This is a genomic window from Tenacibaculum sp. Cn5-46, from assembly GCF_022347705.1.
Classification (GTDB): Bacteria; Bacteroidota; Bacteroidia; order Flavobacteriales; family Flavobacteriaceae; genus Polaribacter; species Polaribacter aiptasiae.
The window spans coordinates 399,415-422,198 of the sequence record NZ_JAKRGD010000001.1 but is presented as its reverse complement, the minus strand read 5'-3'; the positions used below and the strand labels follow the sequence as shown (position 1 = coordinate 422,198).

General features: G+C 30.4%; 22 protein-coding genes. 21 read left to right on the top strand and 1 reads right to left on the bottom strand.

Translation table 11 applies throughout. The features are described 5' to 3' along the window. Positions 1–68 precede the first annotated feature (68 nt). From MHN29_RS01875 to mdh, 3 genes are all read left to right on the top strand, one after another. A complete protein-coding gene (locus MHN29_RS01875; protein WP_235273292.1) occupies positions 69–1,109 on the top strand; it encodes a DUF6588 family protein in 1,041 nt (346 codons plus the stop codon). A 116-nt stretch (positions 1,110–1,225) separates the two neighbouring features. Further along, the gene (locus tag MHN29_RS01870) at positions 1,226–3,145 is read left to right on the top strand and encodes a PQQ-binding-like beta-propeller repeat protein (RefSeq protein WP_235273293.1); all 1,920 of its coding nucleotides are present in this window, start codon (positions 1,226–1,228) and stop codon (positions 3,143–3,145) included. A gap of 109 nt (positions 3,146–3,254) precedes the next feature. Beyond that, complete coding sequence (mdh, locus tag MHN29_RS01865) at positions 3,255–4,181, top strand: malate dehydrogenase (RefSeq protein ID WP_235273294.1); 927 nt, start codon at positions 3,255–3,257, stop codon at positions 4,179–4,181. A 208-nt stretch (positions 4,182–4,389) separates the two neighbouring features. Here the strand turns inward: mdh and MHN29_RS01860 are convergent, their stop codons facing one another. Next, positions 4,390–5,073, bottom strand: a complete 684-nt coding sequence (locus tag MHN29_RS01860; protein WP_235273295.1) for a cell division ATP-binding protein FtsE — start codon at positions 5,071–5,073, stop codon at positions 4,390–4,392. A 125-nt stretch (positions 5,074–5,198) separates the two neighbouring features. Between MHN29_RS01860 and MHN29_RS01855 the strand changes: the two genes are divergently transcribed. From MHN29_RS01855 to MHN29_RS01770, 18 genes are all read left to right on the top strand, one after another. Beyond that, positions 5,199–8,219, top strand: a complete 3,021-nt coding sequence (locus MHN29_RS01855) for a tetratricopeptide repeat protein (RefSeq protein WP_235273296.1) — start codon at positions 5,199–5,201, stop codon at positions 8,217–8,219. Positions 8,220–8,246: 27 nt separating this feature from the next. Further along, complete coding sequence (locus MHN29_RS01850; RefSeq protein ID WP_235273297.1) at positions 8,247–10,043, top strand: hypothetical protein; 1,797 nt, start codon at positions 8,247–8,249, stop codon at positions 10,041–10,043. Positions 10,044–10,093: 50 nt separating this feature from the next. Further along, positions 10,094–11,530 (top strand): M20/M25/M40 family metallo-hydrolase, encoded by a 1,437-nt coding sequence (locus tag MHN29_RS01845; protein ID WP_235273299.1) that lies wholly within the window; start codon positions 10,094–10,096, stop codon positions 11,528–11,530. Between the two features lie 31 nt (positions 11,531–11,561). Continuing rightward, positions 11,562–13,175 carry an amidohydrolase gene (locus tag MHN29_RS01840; RefSeq protein WP_235273300.1) on the top strand — a complete coding sequence of 538 codons (1,614 nt, stop codon included), beginning with the start codon at positions 11,562–11,564 and terminating at the stop codon, positions 13,173–13,175. An 18-nt stretch (positions 13,176–13,193) separates the two neighbouring features. Beyond that, positions 13,194–13,640: an FKBP-type peptidyl-prolyl cis-trans isomerase gene (locus MHN29_RS01835; RefSeq protein ID WP_235273302.1), complete on the top strand. Its 447-nt coding sequence runs from the start codon at positions 13,194–13,196 to the stop codon at positions 13,638–13,640. A 42-nt stretch (positions 13,641–13,682) separates the two neighbouring features. After that, positions 13,683–14,024, top strand: a complete 342-nt coding sequence (locus MHN29_RS01830; protein WP_235273304.1) for a DUF3703 domain-containing protein — start codon at positions 13,683–13,685, stop codon at positions 14,022–14,024. A 237-nt stretch (positions 14,025–14,261) separates the two neighbouring features. Continuing rightward, positions 14,262–14,801, top strand: coding sequence for a sigma-70 family RNA polymerase sigma factor (locus MHN29_RS01825; RefSeq protein ID WP_235273305.1), 540 nt, complete (start codon positions 14,262–14,264; stop codon positions 14,799–14,801). A 59-nt stretch (positions 14,802–14,860) separates the two neighbouring features. Continuing rightward, on the top strand, positions 14,861–15,319 hold the full coding sequence (locus MHN29_RS01820; protein WP_235273306.1) for an SLATT domain-containing protein: 459 nt from the start codon (positions 14,861–14,863) through the stop codon (positions 15,317–15,319). 107 nt (positions 15,320–15,426) lie between these two features. Next, positions 15,427–16,116: an NUDIX domain-containing protein gene (locus tag MHN29_RS01815; protein ID WP_235273307.1), complete on the top strand. Its 690-nt coding sequence runs from the start codon at positions 15,427–15,429 to the stop codon at positions 16,114–16,116. A 64-nt stretch (positions 16,117–16,180) separates the two neighbouring features. Then, positions 16,181–17,023: a ribose-phosphate diphosphokinase gene (prs, locus tag MHN29_RS01810; RefSeq protein WP_235273308.1), complete on the top strand. Its 843-nt coding sequence runs from the start codon at positions 16,181–16,183 to the stop codon at positions 17,021–17,023. 3 nt (positions 17,024–17,026) lie between these two features. Continuing rightward, the gene (locus MHN29_RS01805; protein ID WP_235273309.1) at positions 17,027–17,467 is read left to right on the top strand and encodes an ADP-ribosylation/crystallin J1; all 441 of its coding nucleotides are present in this window, start codon (positions 17,027–17,029) and stop codon (positions 17,465–17,467) included. Next, complete coding sequence (locus tag MHN29_RS01800; RefSeq protein ID WP_235273310.1) at positions 17,442–18,083, top strand: DUF4291 domain-containing protein; 642 nt, start codon at positions 17,442–17,444, stop codon at positions 18,081–18,083. Before MHN29_RS01805 ends, MHN29_RS01800 begins: the two co-directional genes overlap by 26 nt. 23 nt (positions 18,084–18,106) lie before the next feature. Next, a complete protein-coding gene (locus MHN29_RS01795) occupies positions 18,107–18,949 on the top strand; it encodes a TIGR02452 family protein (RefSeq protein ID WP_235273311.1) in 843 nt (280 codons plus the stop codon). Then, on the top strand, positions 18,946–19,452 hold the full coding sequence (locus MHN29_RS01790; protein ID WP_235273313.1) for an O-acetyl-ADP-ribose deacetylase: 507 nt from the start codon (positions 18,946–18,948) through the stop codon (positions 19,450–19,452). Before MHN29_RS01795 ends, MHN29_RS01790 begins: the two co-directional genes overlap by 4 nt. A 1-nt stretch (position 19,453) precedes the next feature. Further along, positions 19,454–19,921, top strand: a complete 468-nt coding sequence (locus tag MHN29_RS01785) for a macro domain-containing protein (protein ID WP_235273660.1) — start codon at positions 19,454–19,456, stop codon at positions 19,919–19,921. 12 nt (positions 19,922–19,933) lie between these two features. Further along, positions 19,934–20,485, top strand: a complete 552-nt coding sequence (locus MHN29_RS01780) for an RNA 2'-phosphotransferase (RefSeq protein WP_235273315.1) — start codon at positions 19,934–19,936, stop codon at positions 20,483–20,485. A gap of 5 nt (positions 20,486–20,490) precedes the next feature. After that, positions 20,491–21,222, top strand: coding sequence for a metallophosphoesterase (locus MHN29_RS01775; protein ID WP_235273316.1), 732 nt, complete (start codon positions 20,491–20,493; stop codon positions 21,220–21,222). Positions 21,223–21,278: 56 nt separating this feature from the next. Beyond that, complete coding sequence (locus MHN29_RS01770) at positions 21,279–22,754, top strand: nicotinate phosphoribosyltransferase (RefSeq protein ID WP_235273317.1); 1,476 nt, start codon at positions 21,279–21,281, stop codon at positions 22,752–22,754. Positions 22,755–22,784 lie beyond the last annotated feature (30 nt).

The following is a 22,784-nucleotide window of genomic DNA, read 5'->3' as shown; positions in this document are numbered from 1 at the left end:
TTTTTTATTTTAATCATAATAGTATTCTCTTTTTTATACATTTGTTACCTAATTAACAACTTAGTAACATGAAAAAAATTACTTTATCCCTTTTAACAGTTTTCAGCTTAGTTTTTAGTGCAAAAGCTCAAGATGGTTTTGAGCAAGCTATTTTAGGTAGCACAAAAGATGCAGGAAATCTTATCCAAGCATATTTCAATCCAGGTATGGAAGGTTTAATAAATAGTATGAATTCAGGATGGTATCATACAGCAAAGGTTCATAAAAAATTTGGTTTCGATATCACCATTGGATTAAATGGAAGTTTTATTGGTTCTGAAAAAGAAACTTTTAATATTCAACAAGCCTTAGGACCTGGATCTTCAATTACATCAACATCGACAACTGCTTCAACTTTTGCTGGACCAGACTCTCCCACTAATTTTACAGTTACTAGAACTATAGATGTCGGAGGAACCCCACAAGTTGTTACTGCTGATTTTGAATTACCAGGAGGAATCATTGGAGACCTTCCTTTAAAAGCAGTACCAGCACCTGCAGTACAAGTAGGTTTAGGATTACCATACAAATTTGAAGTTATGGCTCGTTTCTTTCCTGAAACAAAATTTGGTGATGATGGAGGAAAAATAAATATGTTCGGTATAGGACTTAAGAAAGAAATAACTAGCTGGTTTGGACCTTTAGACAAATTACCATTACACGTTTCTTTATTAGCTGCTTATACTAATTTAGATGTAAAATACGGTTTTGGAAGCCAAACTACCGGTGCTTTAACGGTTCAAAACGGTGCAGGAGAATTTGGTTTATCAGCTTTTTCTTTTCAAGCAATCGCTTCTTTAAACTTCCCTATAATTAATGTATTTGGAGGTATAGGATACAACACCGGTAATGCAGATTTAAGAATGGCTGGAACATACACAGGTACATTTAATCACGCCGGAGGGACTGAATCAGTAGCCCTAACCCCACCTAGCTTAGAATTTAAATCAAGTAGTTTTAACACTACTATAGGAGCAAGAATTAGCTTAGGATTCTTCAAGCTTTTTGGTAGTTATTCTTTACAAGATTACAACACTGTTAATGCTGGAATAGCTTTTAGCTTTAGATAAGAATTATTTGTTAAAAAAATCTTAATAAAAAAAGAACTTTACTCTGATGAGTGAAGTTCTTTTTTTTATTTTCGGAACTCAATTATTAAAAAGAAATTATCAACATTAAAAAGATTATGAAAACAAGATTACTTATTTTATTGTTCCTAACCTCTTTTTTAGGACATGCTCAAAAAGAACCAGATTACTCACTTACATTAGACAGCAGTATTAATGATGTTTACCTACACAATTTAACTGGAATAGCCGTTGCAACAACAGATGGAGGAGTATACGGAGTTGATGGAGAAACAGGAAAAAAAATATGGGAATTTAAAGAAACAGGTTTTATTAAAAGCCTTAATTCTTTAGGACAAGACGGTGGATCTTCTTTTACTGAAGTAGCATTATCTCCTTTCGGTAAATTTGGTCAAACAATTTTCAACATTAAAACTGGTCATAAAATTATAGACGAAAAAACTAATGGTTATAAAGGTATATTTTCCAACAATTTTGTATTCGGGAAAAATGCTATTTTATTTTTCGCTAAAACTGATAAAACTGCAGCTAAACTCTTCTTAGTAAGTATAGAAAACGATAACATCCTTTGGGAAAACACAATTAAAACTAACAAAAAACTAGGTACCTTATTATCAGGAGGAGCATCTATAAGTAATTTTGTACAAAATGATAATCGAATAGCTTTTTCAGCAGGAAAAACAGTATTCCTAGTAAATAAAGAAGATGGAGCTATTATTGTTTCAGAAAAATATGATGCAGGAAAATTATTCTTTACAGAAGATAACAAATCTTTAATTGCTGTTGAAAACAAAAGCAGCTCATTAATTGGAGGAGCTATAAAAGCAGGATTTACCATGGGACTTTCTCTAATAGGAAAAAAAGTTATTGGTAAAGAATTAATTGCTTTTGATGTTAATACAGGTAAAGAAGTATGGAAAAAAGCCATCAAACTTGACGAAGGTTTCGTAGATTATCAATTTGTAGATGGAAAACTTTTCTTAATCCACAAAGACGGAGCTAAATTATACGATTATCACACAGGTAAAGAAGCTTGGAAAAAAGAATTTAAGAGAAAAAAAGTAAAAGGTGTTGAAAAAACCGATGAAGGTTATATAGTTTACTACAAAAACAAAAAGCATTTAGTAGACAACAATGGTAAAAAAATATGGAAAAAGCCTCAAAGAGTAATCAAAAATGTAGATTTCGATGTAGACGATGAAGAAGAGTTTACAACATTTTCTTATGACAAAGGAACTATATTTGTAACTCCTTACAGAATAGAATATTTTGAAAAAGGAAAGAAAAAACGAGTTTACAAAATAAGTCTAGACGAAAAAAGTGACAAACTTACTTTCGACAAAAAGAACAATAACCTAATTCTTTTGAGTAAGAAAAAGCTTTACATTTTAAACCCAGACAAAGGACTTGGTAAAGACCAAGTAAAAAAGATTGATTTTCATAACAAAAATGATATTAACCTTATTGAAGCAAGAGATAACGGATATTTCATCAATGGAAACTGGGAATATGCAATGGTAAATCTTGAAGGAAACCTTGTTAAAAAAGAATACTTTAAACAACCAGGAGAAGGTTTACGTCATTTAAAAAATGCAGGGGCAATTGTAACTGCTTTTGGTGGAGCTACTATAGCAGGAATAGGTGCAATGAATGCTGGAGCAGGATATACCCTGAAAGAAACAAATACATTTGTTAATAGTCAAAATCTAGAAAAACACGGAGACCACTACTACAACAAAGGTATGAAACAACATGCTTTAGGTACTGAAGTATACAAGGTAGCTCAAAATATGTGGGATGGAGAAAGACATAATGCATTTAAAGCTACAAAAAACAATGCTTTTTTCTATGGTAAGAAAGATGGTAAAAAGTTATTAATTCAAGTAAACAAAGACTCTGGAGAAACAATTCAGACTTACGAATTTGGAGTTAACAAACCTAAATACAAAATAGACAAGCCAGCGAAAAAGATTTATTTTTCAAAAGGAAAAGATTTAAAAATATTTAGCTACAACTAATCAATTTAAAGCCCATTGAAATTTCGATGGGCTTTTCTTTTTATATCCTTAGGCAAATCGCTATTTTTGTGCATCTTAAATTAATCATCACAATTAAAATATAAATAAAATGAAAGTAACAGTTGTAGGAGCAGGTGCTGTAGGTGCAAGTTGTGCAGAGTACATTGCTATTAAAAACTTCGCATCTGAAGTTGTATTAGTTGACATTAAAGAAGGTTTTGCTGAAGGTAAAGCTATGGACTTAATGCAAACTGCTTCTTTAAACGGTTTTGACACTAAAATTACAGGAACAACAGGAGATTATAGTAAAACTGCTGGTTCTGATGTATGTGTTATTACTTCAGGTATTGCTCGTAAGCCAGGTATGTCTCGCGACGAGTTACTAGGAATTAACGCTGGAATTGTAAAAACAGTTTCTGCTAGTTTAATTGAACACTCTCCAAATACAATTATCATAGTAGTATCTAACCCAATGGATACAATGACTTATTTAGTTCACAAAACTACTGGATTACCTAAAAACAGAATTATAGGTATGGGTGGTGCTTTAGATTCTGCTCGTTTTAAATATCGTTTAGCAGAAGCTTTAGAAGCTCCTATTTCTGATGTTGATGGTATGGTTATAGGTGGTCACTCAGATAAAGGAATGGTTCCTTTAACTCGTTTAGCTACTCGTAACTCTGTTCCTGTTTCTGAATTTTTATCAGAAGAACGTTTAGAGCAAGTAAAACAAGACACAAAAGTAGGTGGAGCAACTTTAACTGGTTTATTAGGAACTTCTGCTTGGTATGCACCAGGTGCTGCAGTATCTGGAATGGTTCAAGCAATTGCTTGCGATACTAAGAAAATATTCCCTTGTTCTGCTTTATTAGATGGAGAATATGGTTTATCTGACTTATGTATTGGTGTTCCTGTTGTATTAGGAGCTAACGGTATTGAAAAAATCGTTAACATCAACTTAAGCGAAGAAGAAAAAGCACATTTAACAGAATCAGCAGAGGCCGTTAAAAATAACAATGCTGCTTTAGACATCTAAAAAAATCTTTTTTATAGAAAATGTAAACCCCTGAGTATTTTTTACTCAGGGGTTTCTTATTATAAAATAATGTTAAAATATTCCCAATACTGTAAGTTATCAGAATTATACACGTCTCCATAATAAGAGAAACATCAGCAGTGTTTCTTTTTCATAGTTTTTCATAGCAATTTTCCCACTTCATTCCATTGTGAAGTGGGTTTGTTTTTTAAACAGATTGTTGCACTACTTCAAACAATTCTCCACCTTCACACTTAACTGTTTTTTGCTTAAACTTTACAATCAGTTGATAATCGTGAGTAGCCATTAAAATTGTTTTTCCACTTTTATGAATTTCATTCAATAACTCCATCACCTCTAGAGAAGTTTTAGGATCTAAATTTCCAGTTGGCTCATCAGCTAAAATCAATTCTGGATTATTCAATAAAGCTCTTGCTATTGCAACACGTTGTTGTTCTCCTCCTGAAAGTTCAAAAGTTTTTTTGTAGTACTTTTCTTTCATTCCTACCTTATCCAAAACCTCATAAATCTTATCTTTCATGTCGGTTTTATTTTTCCAACCAGTAGCTTTTAAGACAAATTCTAAATTTTCAAAAACATTCCTATCGTTTAATAATTTAAAATCTTGAAAAACGATACCTAGCTTTCTTCTTAAAAAAGGAATATCCTTTTCTTTAATTTTCTTTAAATCAAAACCAACAATATCACCTAAACCACGTTGCAAACGTAAGTCTCCATACAGAGTTTTTAACAAACTACTTTTACCACTTCCAGTTTTACCAATTAAGTAATAAAAGTCACCTTTATTTAAAGTAAAGTTAACTTTTGACAAAACTAAACTGTCTTGTTGATAAATATCTGCGTTTTCAAGGTGTAAAACTGGTCTTTCCATATATCGTTTTGTTTCTACAAATCTAAAATTTTATTACGTAATTATATAACATTTATTACTTTTGATAAAAAGTCTTCCAACAAAAACAAAAAACAAACGTTATACTACTTAGATAACTGAAAAATATGAGATTTATTTGTTCTAATAAGAGCTACTATTTATTATTTTTATTAGCCTTTTCAACATCATTAATAGCACAAGAATCAGCTATTAACACCGACGTTGCTTCCAATTTTCACAAAGCATTAAAGTTTTATAACAACAAAGCTTATGCTGCTGCTCAAGATTTATTTGTGGAAGTATCCAAAAACTCAGACCAACATAAAAATCGCAAAGCTGATGCAGATTATTATGATGCTATGTGTGCAATTAAATTAATACAAGATGATGCTGATGAAAAAGTACTAGAGTTTGTAAAAAATTATCCCTACAACAATAAAAAAGAAAAAGCTTTTTTAAATGTAGGTAATTATTATTTCGCAAATAGAAAAGCTGCACATGCTTTAAAATGGTATCAAAAAGTAAATGAAAAACTTTTAACACAACCAGAGCGAGATGAGTTAAACTACAAAATGGGTTATGCCCTTTTAGCCTCTAATTATTTGAAAGATGCTAAATCTCGTTTTAAAACCTTATTAGGAAATCCTATTTATGGTAACGACGCCCGTTATTACTATGGATACGTTGCTTACAAACAAGAAAACTTTGGTGAAGCGGAAGACAACCTAAGTCAATTAGCAAATGATGCTACTTATCAGGCTAAAGCCAACTACTATATCTTAGATATTAGTTTTAAAGCTGGACGTTTTGACAAGTCAGTACAAATTGGAAAAAAACTTCTAGAAAGTACTAAAGACAAAAAAGAGATTTCTCAAATTTCTAAAATCATGGGAGAAAGTTATTTTAATTTAAAAAAATACGACCAAGCAATCCCATATTTAAAAGCTTATAAAGGAAAGAAGGGAAAATGGACAAATACAGATTATTACTATTTAGGATATGCTTATTATAAGCAAAAAGACTACGAAAAGGCAATTAGTAACTTTAATAAAATTATAGGTGGTAATAACAAAGTTGCTCAAAACGCATATTATCATTTAGGTGAATGTTATTTAGAATTACAAAAAAAACCTGAAGCTTTAAACGCATTTAGAAATGCTAGCGAAATGGATTTTGATTTAAAAATTACTGAAAGTTCTTTATTTAATTATGCAAAGTTAAGTTACGAACAGGGGAATCCTTATGAAAACGTTCCTGATGTTTTAAAAGGCTTCATAGCAAAATATCCTAACTCTCCTAACACAAGTGAGATAAACAATTTATTAATTACTTCTTATTTACATCAACAGGATTACCAAGGAGCTTTAGATTATTTAAACGAGTCTAAATCGCCAGAAAATCAAAATCTTGCCAATGAAGTATCTTTATACAGAGGTATTCAATTATTTAATGAAAATAAATTAAAAGAAGCTAAACCATATTTTTCAAAAGCTACTTTAGCTGAGAATTCTATTGTAAGCAACAAAGGAACGTTTTGGTTAGCAGAAACAGAGTACTTATTAGGAAACTATAAAGAAGCTTTAACTAGTTTTTTATTAGTTACGAATAAAGAAATAGAAGAAATTAAAAAGTTAGATTACAATATTGCATATACCTATTTTAAGTTGAAAGATTATGAAAATTCTGCCAAGCACTTTCAGCAATTTATAGATATAAAATTAGATGACAACGATTTAAATGACGATGCTTCTAATCGTTTAGGAGATTCTTATTATGCTTCTAAGAAATATCCAGAAGCTATTGAATCATACAATAAAGTAGTTCAAGAAGGAGGTGTTGGTTCTGATTATGCTCAATATCAAATTGCTATGAGTAATGGATTTATGGGTAAAAGTGATTCTAAAATTGAAAACTTAAAAACTTTAATCAATAGCTATCCAGACTCTCAATTACAAGATGATGCAATGTTTCAATTAGCTACAACTTATACAACAGCTAATAATTCAACAGAAGCTCAAAATACATACAACAAACTATTATCAAAACACGCTAAAAGTAGCTATATTCCTAATGTACTTCTAAGACAAGGACTATTATTTTATAATAATAATGACAACAAAAAAGCATTAGAAAAATATAAAGAAATTGTAGCAAAACACCCAAATTCAAAAGAGGCAAAACAAGCGGTTACGAATGTTAAAAATGTATACATTGACATAGGTAAAGTTGATGAATATGCCGCTTGGGTTAAAAATGTAAAATTTGTAAATGTTAGTAATGCAGAATTAGACAATGCTACTTTCCAATCTGCTGAAAATAAATTCTTAGAAAATAATAGCACAAAAGCAATTGAAGGATTTAACAAATATCTTGAGGCATTTCCAAATGGAGCACATGCTTTAAAAGCACACTTCTATCTTGCACAATCCTATAACAACATTAATCAATTTAAAAATGCAGCTCCTCACTACACTTATGTAATAAGTCAGGATAAAAGTGAGTATACAGAAGAATCTTTAACAAAACTTGCTAAAATCTATTTAGAGGATGAAAACTGGGATAATGGAATGTTAGTCTTAGAGCAACTAGAAAAAGAAGCAAATTACCCTCAAAACATCATTTTTGCGCAAAGTAATTTGATGAAAGGGCATTATAAAAAGGAAGATTACAACAATGCTATAAACTATGCAGAAAAAGTATTAAGCAACGGTAAAGTAGACGCAAATATTATTGAAGATGCTAAAGTAATCATAGCTCGTTCAGCTTTCAAAACTAATGATTATCTAACAGCAGAAGAGTTCTTCCTTGAAATCAGCAAAAAAGCAACAGGTGCATTAAAAGCAGAAAGTTTGTACTACAATGCATTCTTTTTAAATGATCATAAAGATTATGAAGCTTCCAATAAAGCTGTACAAGATTTAATAGCCAACTACTCTTCTTATAAGTATTGGGGAGTAAAAAGCTATATTATAATGGCAAAAAACTATTATGCGTTAAAAGATGCTTACCAAGCTACTTACATTTTAGAAAACATTGTCAAAAACTTTACACAATACAAAGATGTGTTGGAAGAAGCTAAAAACGAGCTTAGCAACATTAAGAATAAAGAAGCAAAAACAAACGAATCAGTAACTACCCAAAACTAAAATTTGTTAACAACAAAAGAAAGTTCAATGATTAGATTAATGAAAAAGCACTTAGGTTTCCTTGTTTTATTTGTAACATTAATTGCAAATGCACAAGAGAAAAAAGCAACCGAAAAAGCTAAAGACACCATAATAAAAACGGAAGTAGTTAATGTAGTTACTTCTTATGTCCCTAAAATTACTGATGCTTTTAAAATAAAGCAAAAGCCAATAATTAAGCACACTAAAGAAACTCAAAAGAAAGAGTTAAAATACCAAATCTTTTCTGTGCCAGTAGCTTCTACTTTTATACCTAAAAGCGGGACTATGAAAAAAATTAACTTAGGAAAACGAGAAAGATTATATCCTAATTATTTCTCAATAGGTTTGGCTAATAAAATTGCACCTTATCTTGAAGCATATGTTAGGCGCAATGAACGATTTAATAGTGAATACGGAGCACATATCAAATTTTTATTATCAGCAGACCCTGTTGAAAACACAAGATTAAGTAGTACTTTTTATAACGCTAGTCTTAATTTATTTTATGCACAACAAGAACGTTTCTTTAACTGGAAAGCAGGTGTAAAAGCAGAACGAAATAAATACAATTGGTATGGTTTACCTGGCAACATTACTTTTACAGACGCCACTATTAGCGCTATAGAAGAAGAACAGGCTTATAACAACTTTAAAGTTTTTGGAACTATTAAGTTTGACGACACTGATTTTAAAGAAGCAAATGGTTCTATCACCTATTTCTCAGATGCTTTGAGTAGTAATGAATTCTTTATAGACGGGAATGCACTTTTTGAATTTCGTTTAAGTGAAATAATTCACCGTGACTTAAATGACTTAAGTTTAAATACTACTATAAGTTATTTAGGAACTAAATTTGACAAAGCATACGACTCACAAACTCAATTAAAACATAGTTTCTTTGTTGTTGGTGCGCACCCTACATACAAATTCAATGTGAAAAATTTAGCTATTAAAATTGGAGCTAAAAGTTATTTTGCAATGGATTTAGAAAACAGTAAGAACAACTTTTTAATTTACCCAGATGTTGAACTATCCTACCCTGTTGTAAAAGATTTTGCAAATGTATTTGTTGGGGCTGGTGGTGATGTTGATATAACTTCATATCAATCTATTGTAGAGCAAAATCCTTACGTATCACCAACACAAAACTTGTTATTAAAAAACACAAAATATTCAGTTTTTGGAGGTATTAAAGGAAAACTAGACGCACAATTTAGTTACAACTTCAAAGCTAGTTATTCAAATATAGAGAACAATCCTTTCTTTGCTTTGAACCAGTCAAAATCAAACGGAAGTAATACCGCAGGAAGCAACGCCTTTAGTTTTTTAGGATATGAGTATGGAAACTCTTTCACTACTGTTTATGACGACATAAAACTTCTAAACTTCTTTGGAGAAGTAGCTTACAATGGCTTTAAAAACTTAACTGTAGGATTCAATGGGCAATTCAACTCATTTACTTTAACAAATCAGTTAGAAGCTTGGAATGCTCCTAAAATGCAAGGAGAAATCTTTGGAACTTATAAAACAGAAAAATGGTATGCTGGAGCAAATCTTTATTTTATTGGAGAACGAAAAGGAAAATTGTTCGACGTATTACCAGCACAAACATTTAATACAATTAATTTAAAAAGTTATTTCGATGTAAACTTTAATGGAGGATATAATTTCAGTGATTCTTTTTCAGTTTTCCTAAACCTTAATAACGTATTAAATAACAGCTATCAAAGATTCAACAACTTTAACGTGCAAGGTTTCCAAGTAATGGGAGGTGCAACTTGGAAGTTTGATTCAATTTTTTAATATTTTAAAATATAAAACTTACATTTATGGCACTTAAAAAAGTGTCATAAATGAAAAAACTAACTCTCCTATTAATTTCTGGGCTATTTGTAATTGCTTGCAAAACAGAAAAAAAAGAAAAAATAGTAATCTCAAAAGGTTTAACTGCTGAAGAAAAAATAGACTCAGCACAGATTAAACACATATTCAATACTGCATTAACAGAAGGTAAATCATATGAATGGCTACGTGATTTAACTCAAAATATCGGAAGCAGATTATCTGGTTCAGAAGGAGCAGCTAAATCGGTTGTTTGGAGTGAACAATTAATGAAAGATGTTGGCTTAGACTCAGTATGGTTACAACCAGTTATGGTTCCTCATTGGGTACGAGGTGAAAAAGAAGTAGCAAATTACACTTTTAACGGACAAGAAGTAAATGTACCTATTTGTGCCTTAGGAGGATCTATAGCAACACCTGACAACGGAATAACTGCTGAAGTTATTCAAGTAAAAAGTATAGAAGAAGCTAAAAAATTAGGAGACAAAGCTAAAGGTAAAATCGTATTCTTTAATGGAGCTTTCGATAATACTCACATACAAACATTTAAAGCTTATGGAGGATGTGTTGGACAACGTTATGGAGGCGCATCAATTGTTGGTAAATTTGGAGCAAAAGGAGTTATAGTTCGTTCAATGACTAATGGAATTGATGACTATCCACATACAGGTTCTATGGGCTATGGAGATATTCCAGAATCAGAATATATTCCAGCAGCAGCTATTAGTTCAAGAGCAGCAGAAAACTTAAGCAAGCACTTAAAAGAAAATCCAAATATTAAATTCTATTTTAAACAAAGCTGTAAAACATTACCAGACGCTCCTTCACATAATGTAGTTGGAGAAATAAAAGGAAGCGAAAACCCTGATAAAATTATGGTAATTGGAGGTCACTTAGACTCATGGGATTTAGGAGAAGGTGCTCATGATGATGGAACAGGAGTTGTACAATCATTAGAAGTTGCTTATTTATTAAAAAAGAACAACATCAAACCAAAAAACACCATTCGTATCGTATTCTTTATGAATGAAGAAAATGGTTTAAGAGGAGCTACAGAATATGCACGCTTAGCAAAACAAAATAACGAAATACATATTGGAGCATTAGAATCTGATGCAGGTGGTCATACACCAAGAGGTTTTTCAATAGATGCCAATGAAAAGAATAGAAAATTATTACAAAGTTGGAAAAAATTATTAGCTCCTTATGGCCTACACGATTTAACACAAGGAGGTAGTGGTGCTGATATTGGACCTTTAAAAGATGACCATGTAACTTTAGTTGGATACAGACCAGACTCTCAACGTTACTTTGATTATCACCATGCAGCTACTGATACTTTTGATAAAGTAAACAAACGTGAATTAGAATTAGGAAGTGCTTCTATGACTAGTATCGTATATTTAATGGACAAATACTTATACAATAACGAGACTTTAAAACCTTAACAACCTTATATTTTCATAATTATATTAAAGAATGAAAAAAATACTATTCCCCCTAGTTTTAACAGGAATTTTATTCTCTTGTAAAAAACAAGAAAAAGCAGATGTAATAGTTATCAATGCTAATACATACACAGTAAATACTAATTTTGATAAAGCAGAGAGCTTCGCTATAAGAGATGGTAAATTTATTGCAGTAGGAAGCAACAAAGAGATTCAAGAGAAATATGCTACTTTACAAACTATAGACGCAAATAACAAACCTGTATATCCAGGGTTTATTGATGCGCATTGTCATTTTTACGGATTAGGTTTACAACAACAAAAAGTAAACTTAGTCGGTACTAAAAGTTATAGTGAAGTACTTCAAAAGTTAGTTAAATTTCAAAAAGAAAAAAACACTTCATTTATTACAGGACGTGGTTGGGATCAAAATGATTGGGAAATAAAAGAATTCCCTACTAAAGAAAAATTAGATCACCTTTTTCCAAAAATTCCAGTAGCCATTCGTAGAATTGACGGACATGCCATGTTGGTTAATCAAGCTGCAATTGACTTAGCTGGAATTACTATTGACACAAAAGTAGAAGGAGGAGAATTCTTACAAAAAGATGGAAAACTAACTGGTGTTTTAATTGATAACGCTATGAACTTTATTAAAGTTCCTCAACCTTCAAAAAGAGAACAAATTCAAGCATTAAAAGATGCCCAAAAAATTTGTTTTGATCTAGGGTTAACAACTGTTGATGATGCTGGATTAGACAAACAAGTAATTGAATTAATCGATAGTTTACAACAAACAGGAGATTTAAAAATGCGTATTTACGCTATGATTTCTAATAATAAAGAAAATCTAGATTATTACTTAAACAAAGGAGTTGTAAAAACAGATCGTTTAAATGTTCGTTCTGTAAAAGTATATTCAGACGGAGCTTTAGGCTCAAGAGGAGCTACTTTAAAAGATGAATATTCAGACAAAAAAGGACATTTTGGAGCTTTAGTAAACTCTTACAACGATTTACAAGATTTAGCAAAGCGAATTGCTGCTTCAGAATATCAAATGAATACTCATGCTATTGGTGATTCTGCTAATTATGTAATGCTAAAAACATATGATAATGTTTTAAAAAATAAACAAGATCGTCGTTGGCGTATAGAACATGCCCAAATAGTAGATTTAAAGGATTTCCATTTCTTTAAAAACGTATTACCATCTATACAGCCAACACATGCAACAAGTGATATGTATTGGGCTGAAGATCGTGTAGGAGCTGAAAGAATAAAAGGTGCTTATGCATATAATGATTTATTAAAAGAATATGGAAAAGTTGCACTAGGAACAGATTTTCCTATAGAACACGTAAGTCCATTATACACTTATTATGCTGCAACCATTCGAAAAGATTTAAAAGGATACCCAGAAAAAGGTTACCAAATGAATAATGCATTGACTAGAAAAGACGCATTAAAAGGAATGACTATATGGAATGCTTATGCAAATTTTGAAGAAAAAGAAAAAGGAAGTATTGAAGTAGGAAAAGTAGCTGATTTTATCATTCTAGAAAATGATATTATGACTGTAGACGGAAGTAAAATACCAAATACAAAAGTTATTGCTACATACGTAAACGGAGAAAAAGTAAACTAATCTACATTAAAGACATTTATGAAAACTTATTTTTATCTATTATTGATTACATTATTTATTTCATGCAGTAGTGACGATTCAATTAACTACGACGCTAAAAACGAAGCTGATATAATCAAGTATATTGACGACAACAATTTAACAGCTACAAAAAGTAATTCTGGCTTATACTATATTATAAACGAAGAAGGAACAGGTGTTAATCCAACAACAAATTCAACTGTTACTGTTGGATACAAGGGTTATTTTTTAGACGGAAAAACTTTTGAAGAAAACTCATCTGGTATAAAGTTCAATTTACAACAAGTTATACAAGGTTGGACAGAAGGTATTACATATTTTAAAGAAGGTGGTAAAGGAACTTTATTGATTCCATCAAGATTAGCTTATGGTTCAACTCCAAGACAAGGTATTCCAGCTGGATCTGTTTTAATATTTGATATTAACCTAATAAAAATTCATTAATTGCATCTTTTCATGTAAAATTTAGTCTGATTGTAAAAAATCATGACTAAAACACAACGAAGACAAGAATTTTATCGTCAATTAACATTATCTAAAAAGGCACTTAAAAACAAAAGTTTTAAAGTGTCTTTTTATCATTTGGAAAATGCTCATATATTGGGACAAAAGCATTTATTCCGTCATACCTTATCGCATTATAAAATGTTAGTTTTTGGTATTAAAACTAAAAATTCAAAGGAAATATTAGGACAGTTTTCTCGAATTATTGCATCAATTTTCTTTACAAATATCTGGGTACCAAAAGGAAATACTGGAGGAACAAATATTTCTCCAATAAAACCTATTCCTGTTAGAAAAGAATTGCAAAAATATTTTTCATCATAAATGCATCTTTTTAAACAAATAAAAGTCTACTATATGAACTTAAAAAATAATAATTATGAAATATAAAAATCAGTGTACTTGTAATTGCGAAGGATGTAAAACAGGAAGTTGTGCAAACTGCACATGCGTAGATTGCACATGTAATAACTGCAACTGCTAAACAACAATAGTAACTGTTATTACGAAGTTTAAAAATCACATTAAACTTCGTAATAACATTTTTCGTAAATTTATAGTATGACTACAAATCAAGTTTGGACAAAATATGCCGAAGATGTAAAGTTTTTCATCCTAAGTAAAGTAAAAGACACTACAGTTACTGACGATCTTTTACAAGATACTTTTATTAAAGTCCATACCAAATTGCACACTTTAAAAGATTTAACAAAGTTAAAACCTTGGATTTTTACAATTGCTAGAAATTCTATAATGGATTATTTTAAAAGCACTAATCAAACATTTGAATTAGCCAGTTTTGAAACAGAAACTGAAATAGAAGAAAATACCCATACCGAAAAAGATTGTTTACAAGGTATTTTAAAAAGTTTACCTAAAAAGTATAGAGATCCTTTATTTCTATCAGATATTAAAGGCCTAAAACAACAAGAAGTAGCAGATACTTTGAAACAAAGTTTACCAACAACCAAATCGCAAATACAACGAGCTCGTAAATTAATAGCAAAAGGCTTCATGGATTGTTGTGGTTTTGTATTAAATGAAGACGGAAAATTAGTAGGTGAAATTCAAGATAAAGAGGATTGTAAAATCTGCCATTAGTTATTTTATTTTGTGGTTTTTCTTTTTTTAAATATGTTTGAAAAAAGATACAACCAACTATGAATAAAACTCCTCTAAGCAAGTTTGAAATTTTACAAGAAGAAATTTCAAAAATGATAGAAAAAACCTCAAATTCAAGTACACAAAACAAGAAAAAATCATTTAGAATTTACATTGGTATTTCAATATCTTCAGCATTGGTTACCTTTCTAGTTGCTATAGGAGGTGATATTCCTAAAGAATGGAGTTCTACATTAAAAGTTATCACACTTTTTTTCAGCGCATTTAGTACTGTACTCGCTGCATGGGATGGTTTTTATAACCATAAACAATTATGGGTTTATTATGGAGATTCAAAAAATAATTTAAAAGCACTTTTACTAAAATTAAGACTTTTAAGTGAAGACGATAAAAATAATCCAGAGATGATAAATGAGATCCATAAGGAATACCAAGCTATTATGAATAAAGGTAATTATAAGTGGAAAGAATTGAGACTTGAAGACAATGCTGACTAACTAACTTGGATTTCTAAAAAAGACTTTCATACTCCTTCCCTTTTCTCCTTGAATCTTGGATATAATTTATCTAAAGTTTTTGTAGTTTTGTGTAAATACAACACTAAATGAAGATTCCACAAAATATCAAAGTTGCTGTAGATGCTGTTGTTTTTGGTTACGAACAAAAAGAGCTTTCAGTATTATTAATCAAAAGAGGCGTTAATCCTTATAAAGGTAGCTGGGCACTTCCAGGAGGATTGGTTTTAGAAAACGAATCGTTAGAAGATGCAGTTCAAAGAGAGTTGCAAGAAGAAACAGGAGTTACTATTGATTATCTAGAACAATTATACACCTTTGGTACACCTGGAAGAGATCCAAGAAATAGAGTTGTATCAGTAACCTACTTTGCTTTGGTTAGGCCGAATAACTTTAAAATTAGTGCCGACACTGATGCTGATGAAGTACAATGGTTTTCTATAAATGAATTACCTGAACTAGCTTTTGATCATGATAAAATTCTAAGCATTGCTTTAAAACGATTACAAAGTAAAATAAACTACCAACCTATAGGTTTTGAGTTATTAAAAAAAGAATTCCCTTTTTCAGATCTAGAACATTTGTATCAAACTATTTTAAATAGAAAAATAGACCGTAGAAACTTCAGAAAAAAGATTTTAAGCTTTGGTATTTTAACAGAAACCGATAAAATTCACCAACCTTCTAGCGGTAGACCAGCCAAGCTTTTTAAGTTCAATGCTCAAAAATATAAAGAGTTACAAGAAAGCGGTTTCCATTTCGAAATAAAGTTTGCGTAAAAAAAACACAAAAAACTTTTTACAGCTATAAATGTTTTTTATATTTGCGTCAAAATTACGCAATATGATTTTAAATTTAGACAAACATTTTTCTCCATACGGAACTACAAATACTATAGAGTACAATTATTTCACTTTCTCGGGGGGAGAACCGCATATTAAAATCATTACGGATTTAAAAGGTATTTCGGAGGTAACTATAACACATCGTATTCAATCTTTTAATGATTTAGGTATACTATTATTAGCTACCAATGCGCTAAAAAATATGGATGTAAAAAAAATTAAAGTACTACTTCCCTATTTTCCAGCTGCAAGACAGGATAGATTAATGCAAACTGGTGAACCTTTATCTGTAAAAGTATATGCTGATATTATCAATGCACAAAACTATGAATCGGTAACTATATTCGATCCACATTCAGAGGTAACACCAGCAGTATTAAACAATTGTAAAGTAATAGACAATCATTCTTTTATTAGACAAATAACGCAGCAACTCCCAGATGATTTATTATTAATATCACCTGATGGTGGAGCTTTAAAGAAAATTTATAAAGTAGCTGCTCATTTACAGAAGTATGAAGTTATAGAAGGATCAAAAAGCAGAAATGTTAGAACAGGAGAATTAACAGGATTCAAAGTATATGCAGAAGACTTGAAAGGTAAAGATTGTTTAATAGTAGATGATATTTGCGATGGAGGCGGAACCTTTTTAGGATTAGCACAAGAGCTAAAAGCTAAAAATGCAGGAAACTTATATTTAGCGGTAAGTCATGGAATTTTCAGCAGAGGATTTGAAGATTTAGAAAAAGTATTTACCAAAATATATACAACTGATAGTTTTAAAACTATTGCACATAAAAATTGTGAACAAATTGAACTAAAAGAGATATTAAGAAATTAAGCTATGGAAACAGTAACATTATATAGACCCGTTGGCGAAAAAGAACTGCTTTTAATTGCTGAAAGTAATTTTACAGCTTTCCCTCCAAGATTAGATTGGCAACCTATATTTTATCCAGTATTGAATGAAGAATATGCTAGTGAAATTGCTTCTAAATGGAATACTACAGATGAATTTGGAAACTATCTTGGTTTTGTTACAGAGTTTAAAATTAAAAAAGAAGAATTTAATAAATATAAAATCGAAAATGTTGGAGGCAAAATTCATAACGAATTATGGGTCCCTGCTGAACAATTAGAAAATTTTAATAATGCTCTTATTGATAAAATTAAAATAACAAATGTATTTATTGGTGAAAAATTCACTAAAACAAATAACTCTATTACTATAGAGTTAATTAAAAATATAGAAAAAGAAAATGAAACTAAAAAAAGAGCTATATAAAGAACAATTAAAAATGTGGCCTCATGAAGGACATCATATTATGGCACAATATGATGATGAAAAAGTGATTGTTTATCAATCGTATCGACCAGCCATTGGGAATTTTGCTATGAAAAACCAATACTTCGGAGGCCCTTTTAAATACACAAGAATGACTTGGATAAAACCCAACTTTTTATGGATGATGTATCGTAATGGTTGGGGAACTAAAGAAGGACAAGAAGTAGTACTAGCAATACATTTAAAACGAGAAGCTTTTGAACGCTATTTAAGTAAAGCTATATATTCTAGCTTTAAAGAAAACTTATACGAAAGTTGGAACAAATGGCAAGAAGAGGTAAAAAATTCTTCAATAAGATTACAGTGGGATCCCGATCACGATCCTTATGGTAATAAGCTAGAACGAAGAGCTATACAACTAGGTATTAGAAATGAAGAAATTATTCAATATGCCACTGAGGATATTATAGAAATTGAAGACATTTCTGATTTTGTAAAAGAACAATACCAGCATGTTTTAAACAATGATTTAGATAAATTGATTGTTCCTGCAGAGAAACCTTATTTATCATATGATAATGAGGTAAACCAAAGATTAATGCTTGAAATACAATAAATTCTCAAAAAATTAAGATTGCTATGAAAAAATCAACAAGAAAAATAAAAGCTCAAGAAACTCTTAATATAATTGAGCAGGGTTTTTATTTAGATACGAATAATAATAAAATAACAATAAATAAAGAAATTGAAAAAGCTGTAAATAACACTAGATATTTTACATCAAAAGAACTAGATGACTTAAAAAAAACAATCAATTTTAAAACCAATACTAAAACCGAATTTACTGTTATTCAAGAAGATTCTATTAGTAGTATATTAAGATTGTCAAAAAAAGGGGAAAACAAAATAATGTGTCTAAATTTTGCTTCTGCTAAAAACCCAGGAGGCTGTTTTTTAAACGGTGCCTTGGCCCAAGAAGAAAGTTTGGCTATTTCATCAGCTTTATATGCTTCTCAAATGAAAGCTTTTGAATTTTACACAACTCATAGAAATATGAAATCATGTATTTATACAGACAGTATGATTCATAGCCCTAATATACCTGTGTTTAGAGATCGAAACGGTAACCTAATTCAAAATTATGCCACTTGTGGTTTTATCACTTCGGCAGCTGTAAATAAAGGCGTCATAAAATTAAAAGAACAACATTTGTTAAGCTCTATTTCTAACATCATGGATTTGAGAATTGAAAAATTACTATCTATATGTGCTAAAGAAAACTATGAAACATTAATACTAGGTGCTTGGGGATGTGGAGTTTTTCAAAATGATCCTAAAACTATAGCTACTTTATTTTATAAACATCTAAATGGTAAATTTAAAAACCATTTTAAACATGTTGTTTTTGCTATCTATTCTAAAAACGAAAAGTTTATAAATGCTTTTAATAACGTTTTTGATAAAGAAATTGTCAAATCATGAAAATTAAATTAATAAAAGGAGATATTACTAAAATAAAAGTGGGTGCTATTGTAAATGCAGCAAACTCAAGTTTATTAGGTGGTAGTGGAGTTGACGGAGCAATACACAGAGTTGGTGGTTCATCTATTTTAGAAGAATGTAAGCAAATAAGAAATAAACAAGGAAAATGTAAAACAGGAGAAGTGGTTATTACAACTGCTGGTAAACTTCCTGCTAAATATTTAATTCATACCGTTGGACCAGTATATAATGGAGGACAGAAATCAGAAAAAGAAATATTAACTGATTGTTATAAAAACAGCATCCTACTTGCTAAAGAAAAAGACTTAACTTCTATTTCTTTTCCATGCATTAGCACAGGAATTTACCGTTTTCCAAAACTTTTAGCTGCTGAGATAGCTATTGAAACTGTTAAAAAGAATCCAATAATTGAAGAGGTAATCTTTGTCTGTTTTGATGAAGAAAATTATAACATATATAAAAAATTGTTAGACCATGAATAACATTATTCATTATATAAAAGGAGATGCAACAAAGCCAAAAACAAACGGTAATAAAATTATTGTACATATATGCAATGACATTGGAGGATGGGGAAAAGGATTTGTCATGGCAATTTCTAAACGTTGGAAAAAACCAGAACAAGAATATCGTAAATGGTATACATCACAAGAAAATTTTGATTTAGGTGAAGTTCAATTTGTTCAAGTTGAAAAGGATCTTTGGATTGCCAATATAATTGGCCAACATAAGATAAGAAAAGATGAAAACGGTAATGCTCCAATTAGATATGAAGCAATACAAAAAGGTTTAAATAAAGTTTGTACAAAAGCTAAAGATTTAAACGCTTCTGTACATATGCCTAGAATTGGTTGTGGTTTAGCTGGTGGTACATGGGACAAAATAGAGCCTTTAATAAACCAAGAATTATTAGAAAACCAAATTTATACTACCGTATACGATTTTGGTTAAAAACAAATAATCATGAATGAAAAAGAAACTAAAAGAATTAGTAAATTTTTAAGCTTATTATTAAGACATAAACCAGAAAAAATAGGTTTAATATTAGATAAAAATGGCTGGGCATTAGTTGATGAACTTCTTATTAAATCAAAAAAATCAGGAATTTTATTTACAAAAGAAGATTTAGATTATGTTGTTATGACAAATGATAAAAAACGTTTTTCTTTTAGTGACGACAAAACTAAAATAAGAGCTAGTCAGGGGCATTCAATTAAAAATGTGGAAGTTTTAACCGAAACACAAACTCCTCCTCCATTTTTATATCATGGAACTATTGCTAAATTTATTTCATCAATAAAAGAAATTGGTTTACAAAAAATGAACAGACAACATGTTCATTTAAGCCTAGATAAAGAAACAGCCATAAAAGTTGCAAGTAGAAGAGGAAAACCTATAATTTTAACCATTAATACTGATGAAATGTATCAGAAAGGTTATAAATTTTATCTTTCTGATAATGGTGTTTGGTTAACAGATAATGTACCACCGCATTTTATTCAGTTTAAAAATTAAAACTAATGAGAACACTTGCAATAGGAGATATTCATGGGGGATTAAAAGCTTTGCAACAGGTACTAATTAAAGCTAATGTAACTACAGAAGATACTTTAATTTTCTTAGGAGATTATGTTGATGGCTGGAGTGAATCTGCTCAGGTAATTGAATTTTTAATAGAACTATCAAAAACGCATCAATGTGTATTTGTAAAAGGAAATCACGATTTATGGTGTGAAGATTGGTTAAGAACAGGAAAAGGTGAAGCAGTTTGGGAAATGCACGGAGGTAATGAAACTAAAGAAAGTTATTTACATTTTTCAGAAGAAGAAAAGCAAAAACATATAACTTTTTTTCAGCAAATGCTTCCCTATTATTTAGATACTAAAAATAGATTATTTGTTCATGCTGGATTTACTTCTATGCATGGTATAGAAAAAGAGACCTTCAAAATGAACTATTATTTTGATAGAACATTATGGGAAATGGCAATCACCATGGATAAAAGAATAGAAAAAAATTCAGAATTATATCCAAATAGGTTAAAACATTACAACGAAATATTCATTGGGCATACACCTACAACTCGTTATAGTAGTACACTTCCAATAAATGCTATTAACATATGGAATTTAGATACAGGTGCCGCATTTACTGGTTCTCTAACAATTATGGATATTGACACCAAAGAATTTTGGCAAAGTCAACCCGTAAAAGATTTATATCCTGATGAAATTGGAAGAAATAAATCTTAAAATTTTGCAGGAATAATTTAATTTGCGTAATTTTGACGCAAATTAAATTATTTACTATGAATCCATTATTATATACAGACGGTTATAAAGTAGATCACAGAAGGCAATATCCTAATCAAACAACACTAGTATATTCAAACTGGACACCTCGAAAAAGTAGAATCAATGGAATTGAAAAAGTAGTTTTCTTTGGGCTACAATACTTCATCAAAAAATATATTCTTCAAGACTTTCAAACAAACTTCTTCAACAAGCCTAAAGAAGAAGTTTGTAAACAATATAGCAGACGCATCAATAATTATTTGGGAGAAAACCAAGTAGGTATTAAACATATTGAAAACCTGCACGATTTAGGCTATATCCCAATGGTTATAAAAGCATTACCCGAAGGTACTGAAGTACCTATAAGAGTACCAATGTTTACCATGTACAATACCTTACCAGACTTTTTTTGGTTAACCAACTATTTTGAAACACTATTATCTACTACAGTCTGGTTACCATGCAACTCTGCAACAATTGCCAAACAATACAGAAAAATTTTAGATCAATATGCACAGGAAACTTCTTCAACTCCTGAATTTGTAGATTGGCAGGGTCATGATTTTTCTATGAGAGGTATGGCTGGATTAGAAGCTGCTGAATTAAGTGCAGCTGGTCATTTACTTAGTTTTACTGGAACCGATACCATTCCTGCTATAGATTTCTTAGAAACTTATTACAATGCTAATGCTGACGAAGAATTAATTGGAGGTACCGTTGCTGCTACAGAACACTCTGTAATGTGCATGGGAACAAATGATAGAGAACAAGAAACCTTTAAACGACTAATTACTGATGTATATCCAAATGGAATTGTTTCAATAGTTTCTGATACTTGGGATCTGTGGAAAGTTCTTACTGAATATTTACCAAACTTAAAAGAAGAAGTACTTGCTCGTGATGGAAAAGTTGTAATAAGACCAGATAGCGGAGATCCTGTTGATATTATTTGTGGAAATCCGAATGGAAAAACCAAAGAAGAACAAAAAGGCGTGATAGAACTACTTTGGGAAACTTTTGGTGGTATAACTAACGAAAAAGGATATAAAGAGTTAGACAGCCATATTGGAGCTATTTACGGAGATAGTATAACTATTGAAAGAGCTACTCAAATTTGTGAACGTTTAAAACAAAAAGGCTTTGCTTCTACCAACATAGTATTAGGAATTGGTTCTTTTACGTACCAATACAATACTAGAGATACTTTTGGATTCGCAATGAAAGCTACTTATGGGGAAGTTGACGGAATAGGAAGAGAGATTTTTAAAGATCCAATTACTGATGATGGTACAAAAAAGTCTGCCAAAGGTTTATTAAAAATAACTTTAGAAAACGGAGAATACAAATTATACGATCAAGTAACTTGGGAAGAAGAACAACAAGGAGAGTTAAGGGAAGTATTTAGAGATGGAGAATTAATTATTGATGAAAAGTTAAGTAATATTAGAGAAAGAGTACAAAATTTCACAAATGAATTAGCAACTATATAACATTAAAAAAGGTTGGAAAATATTCCAACC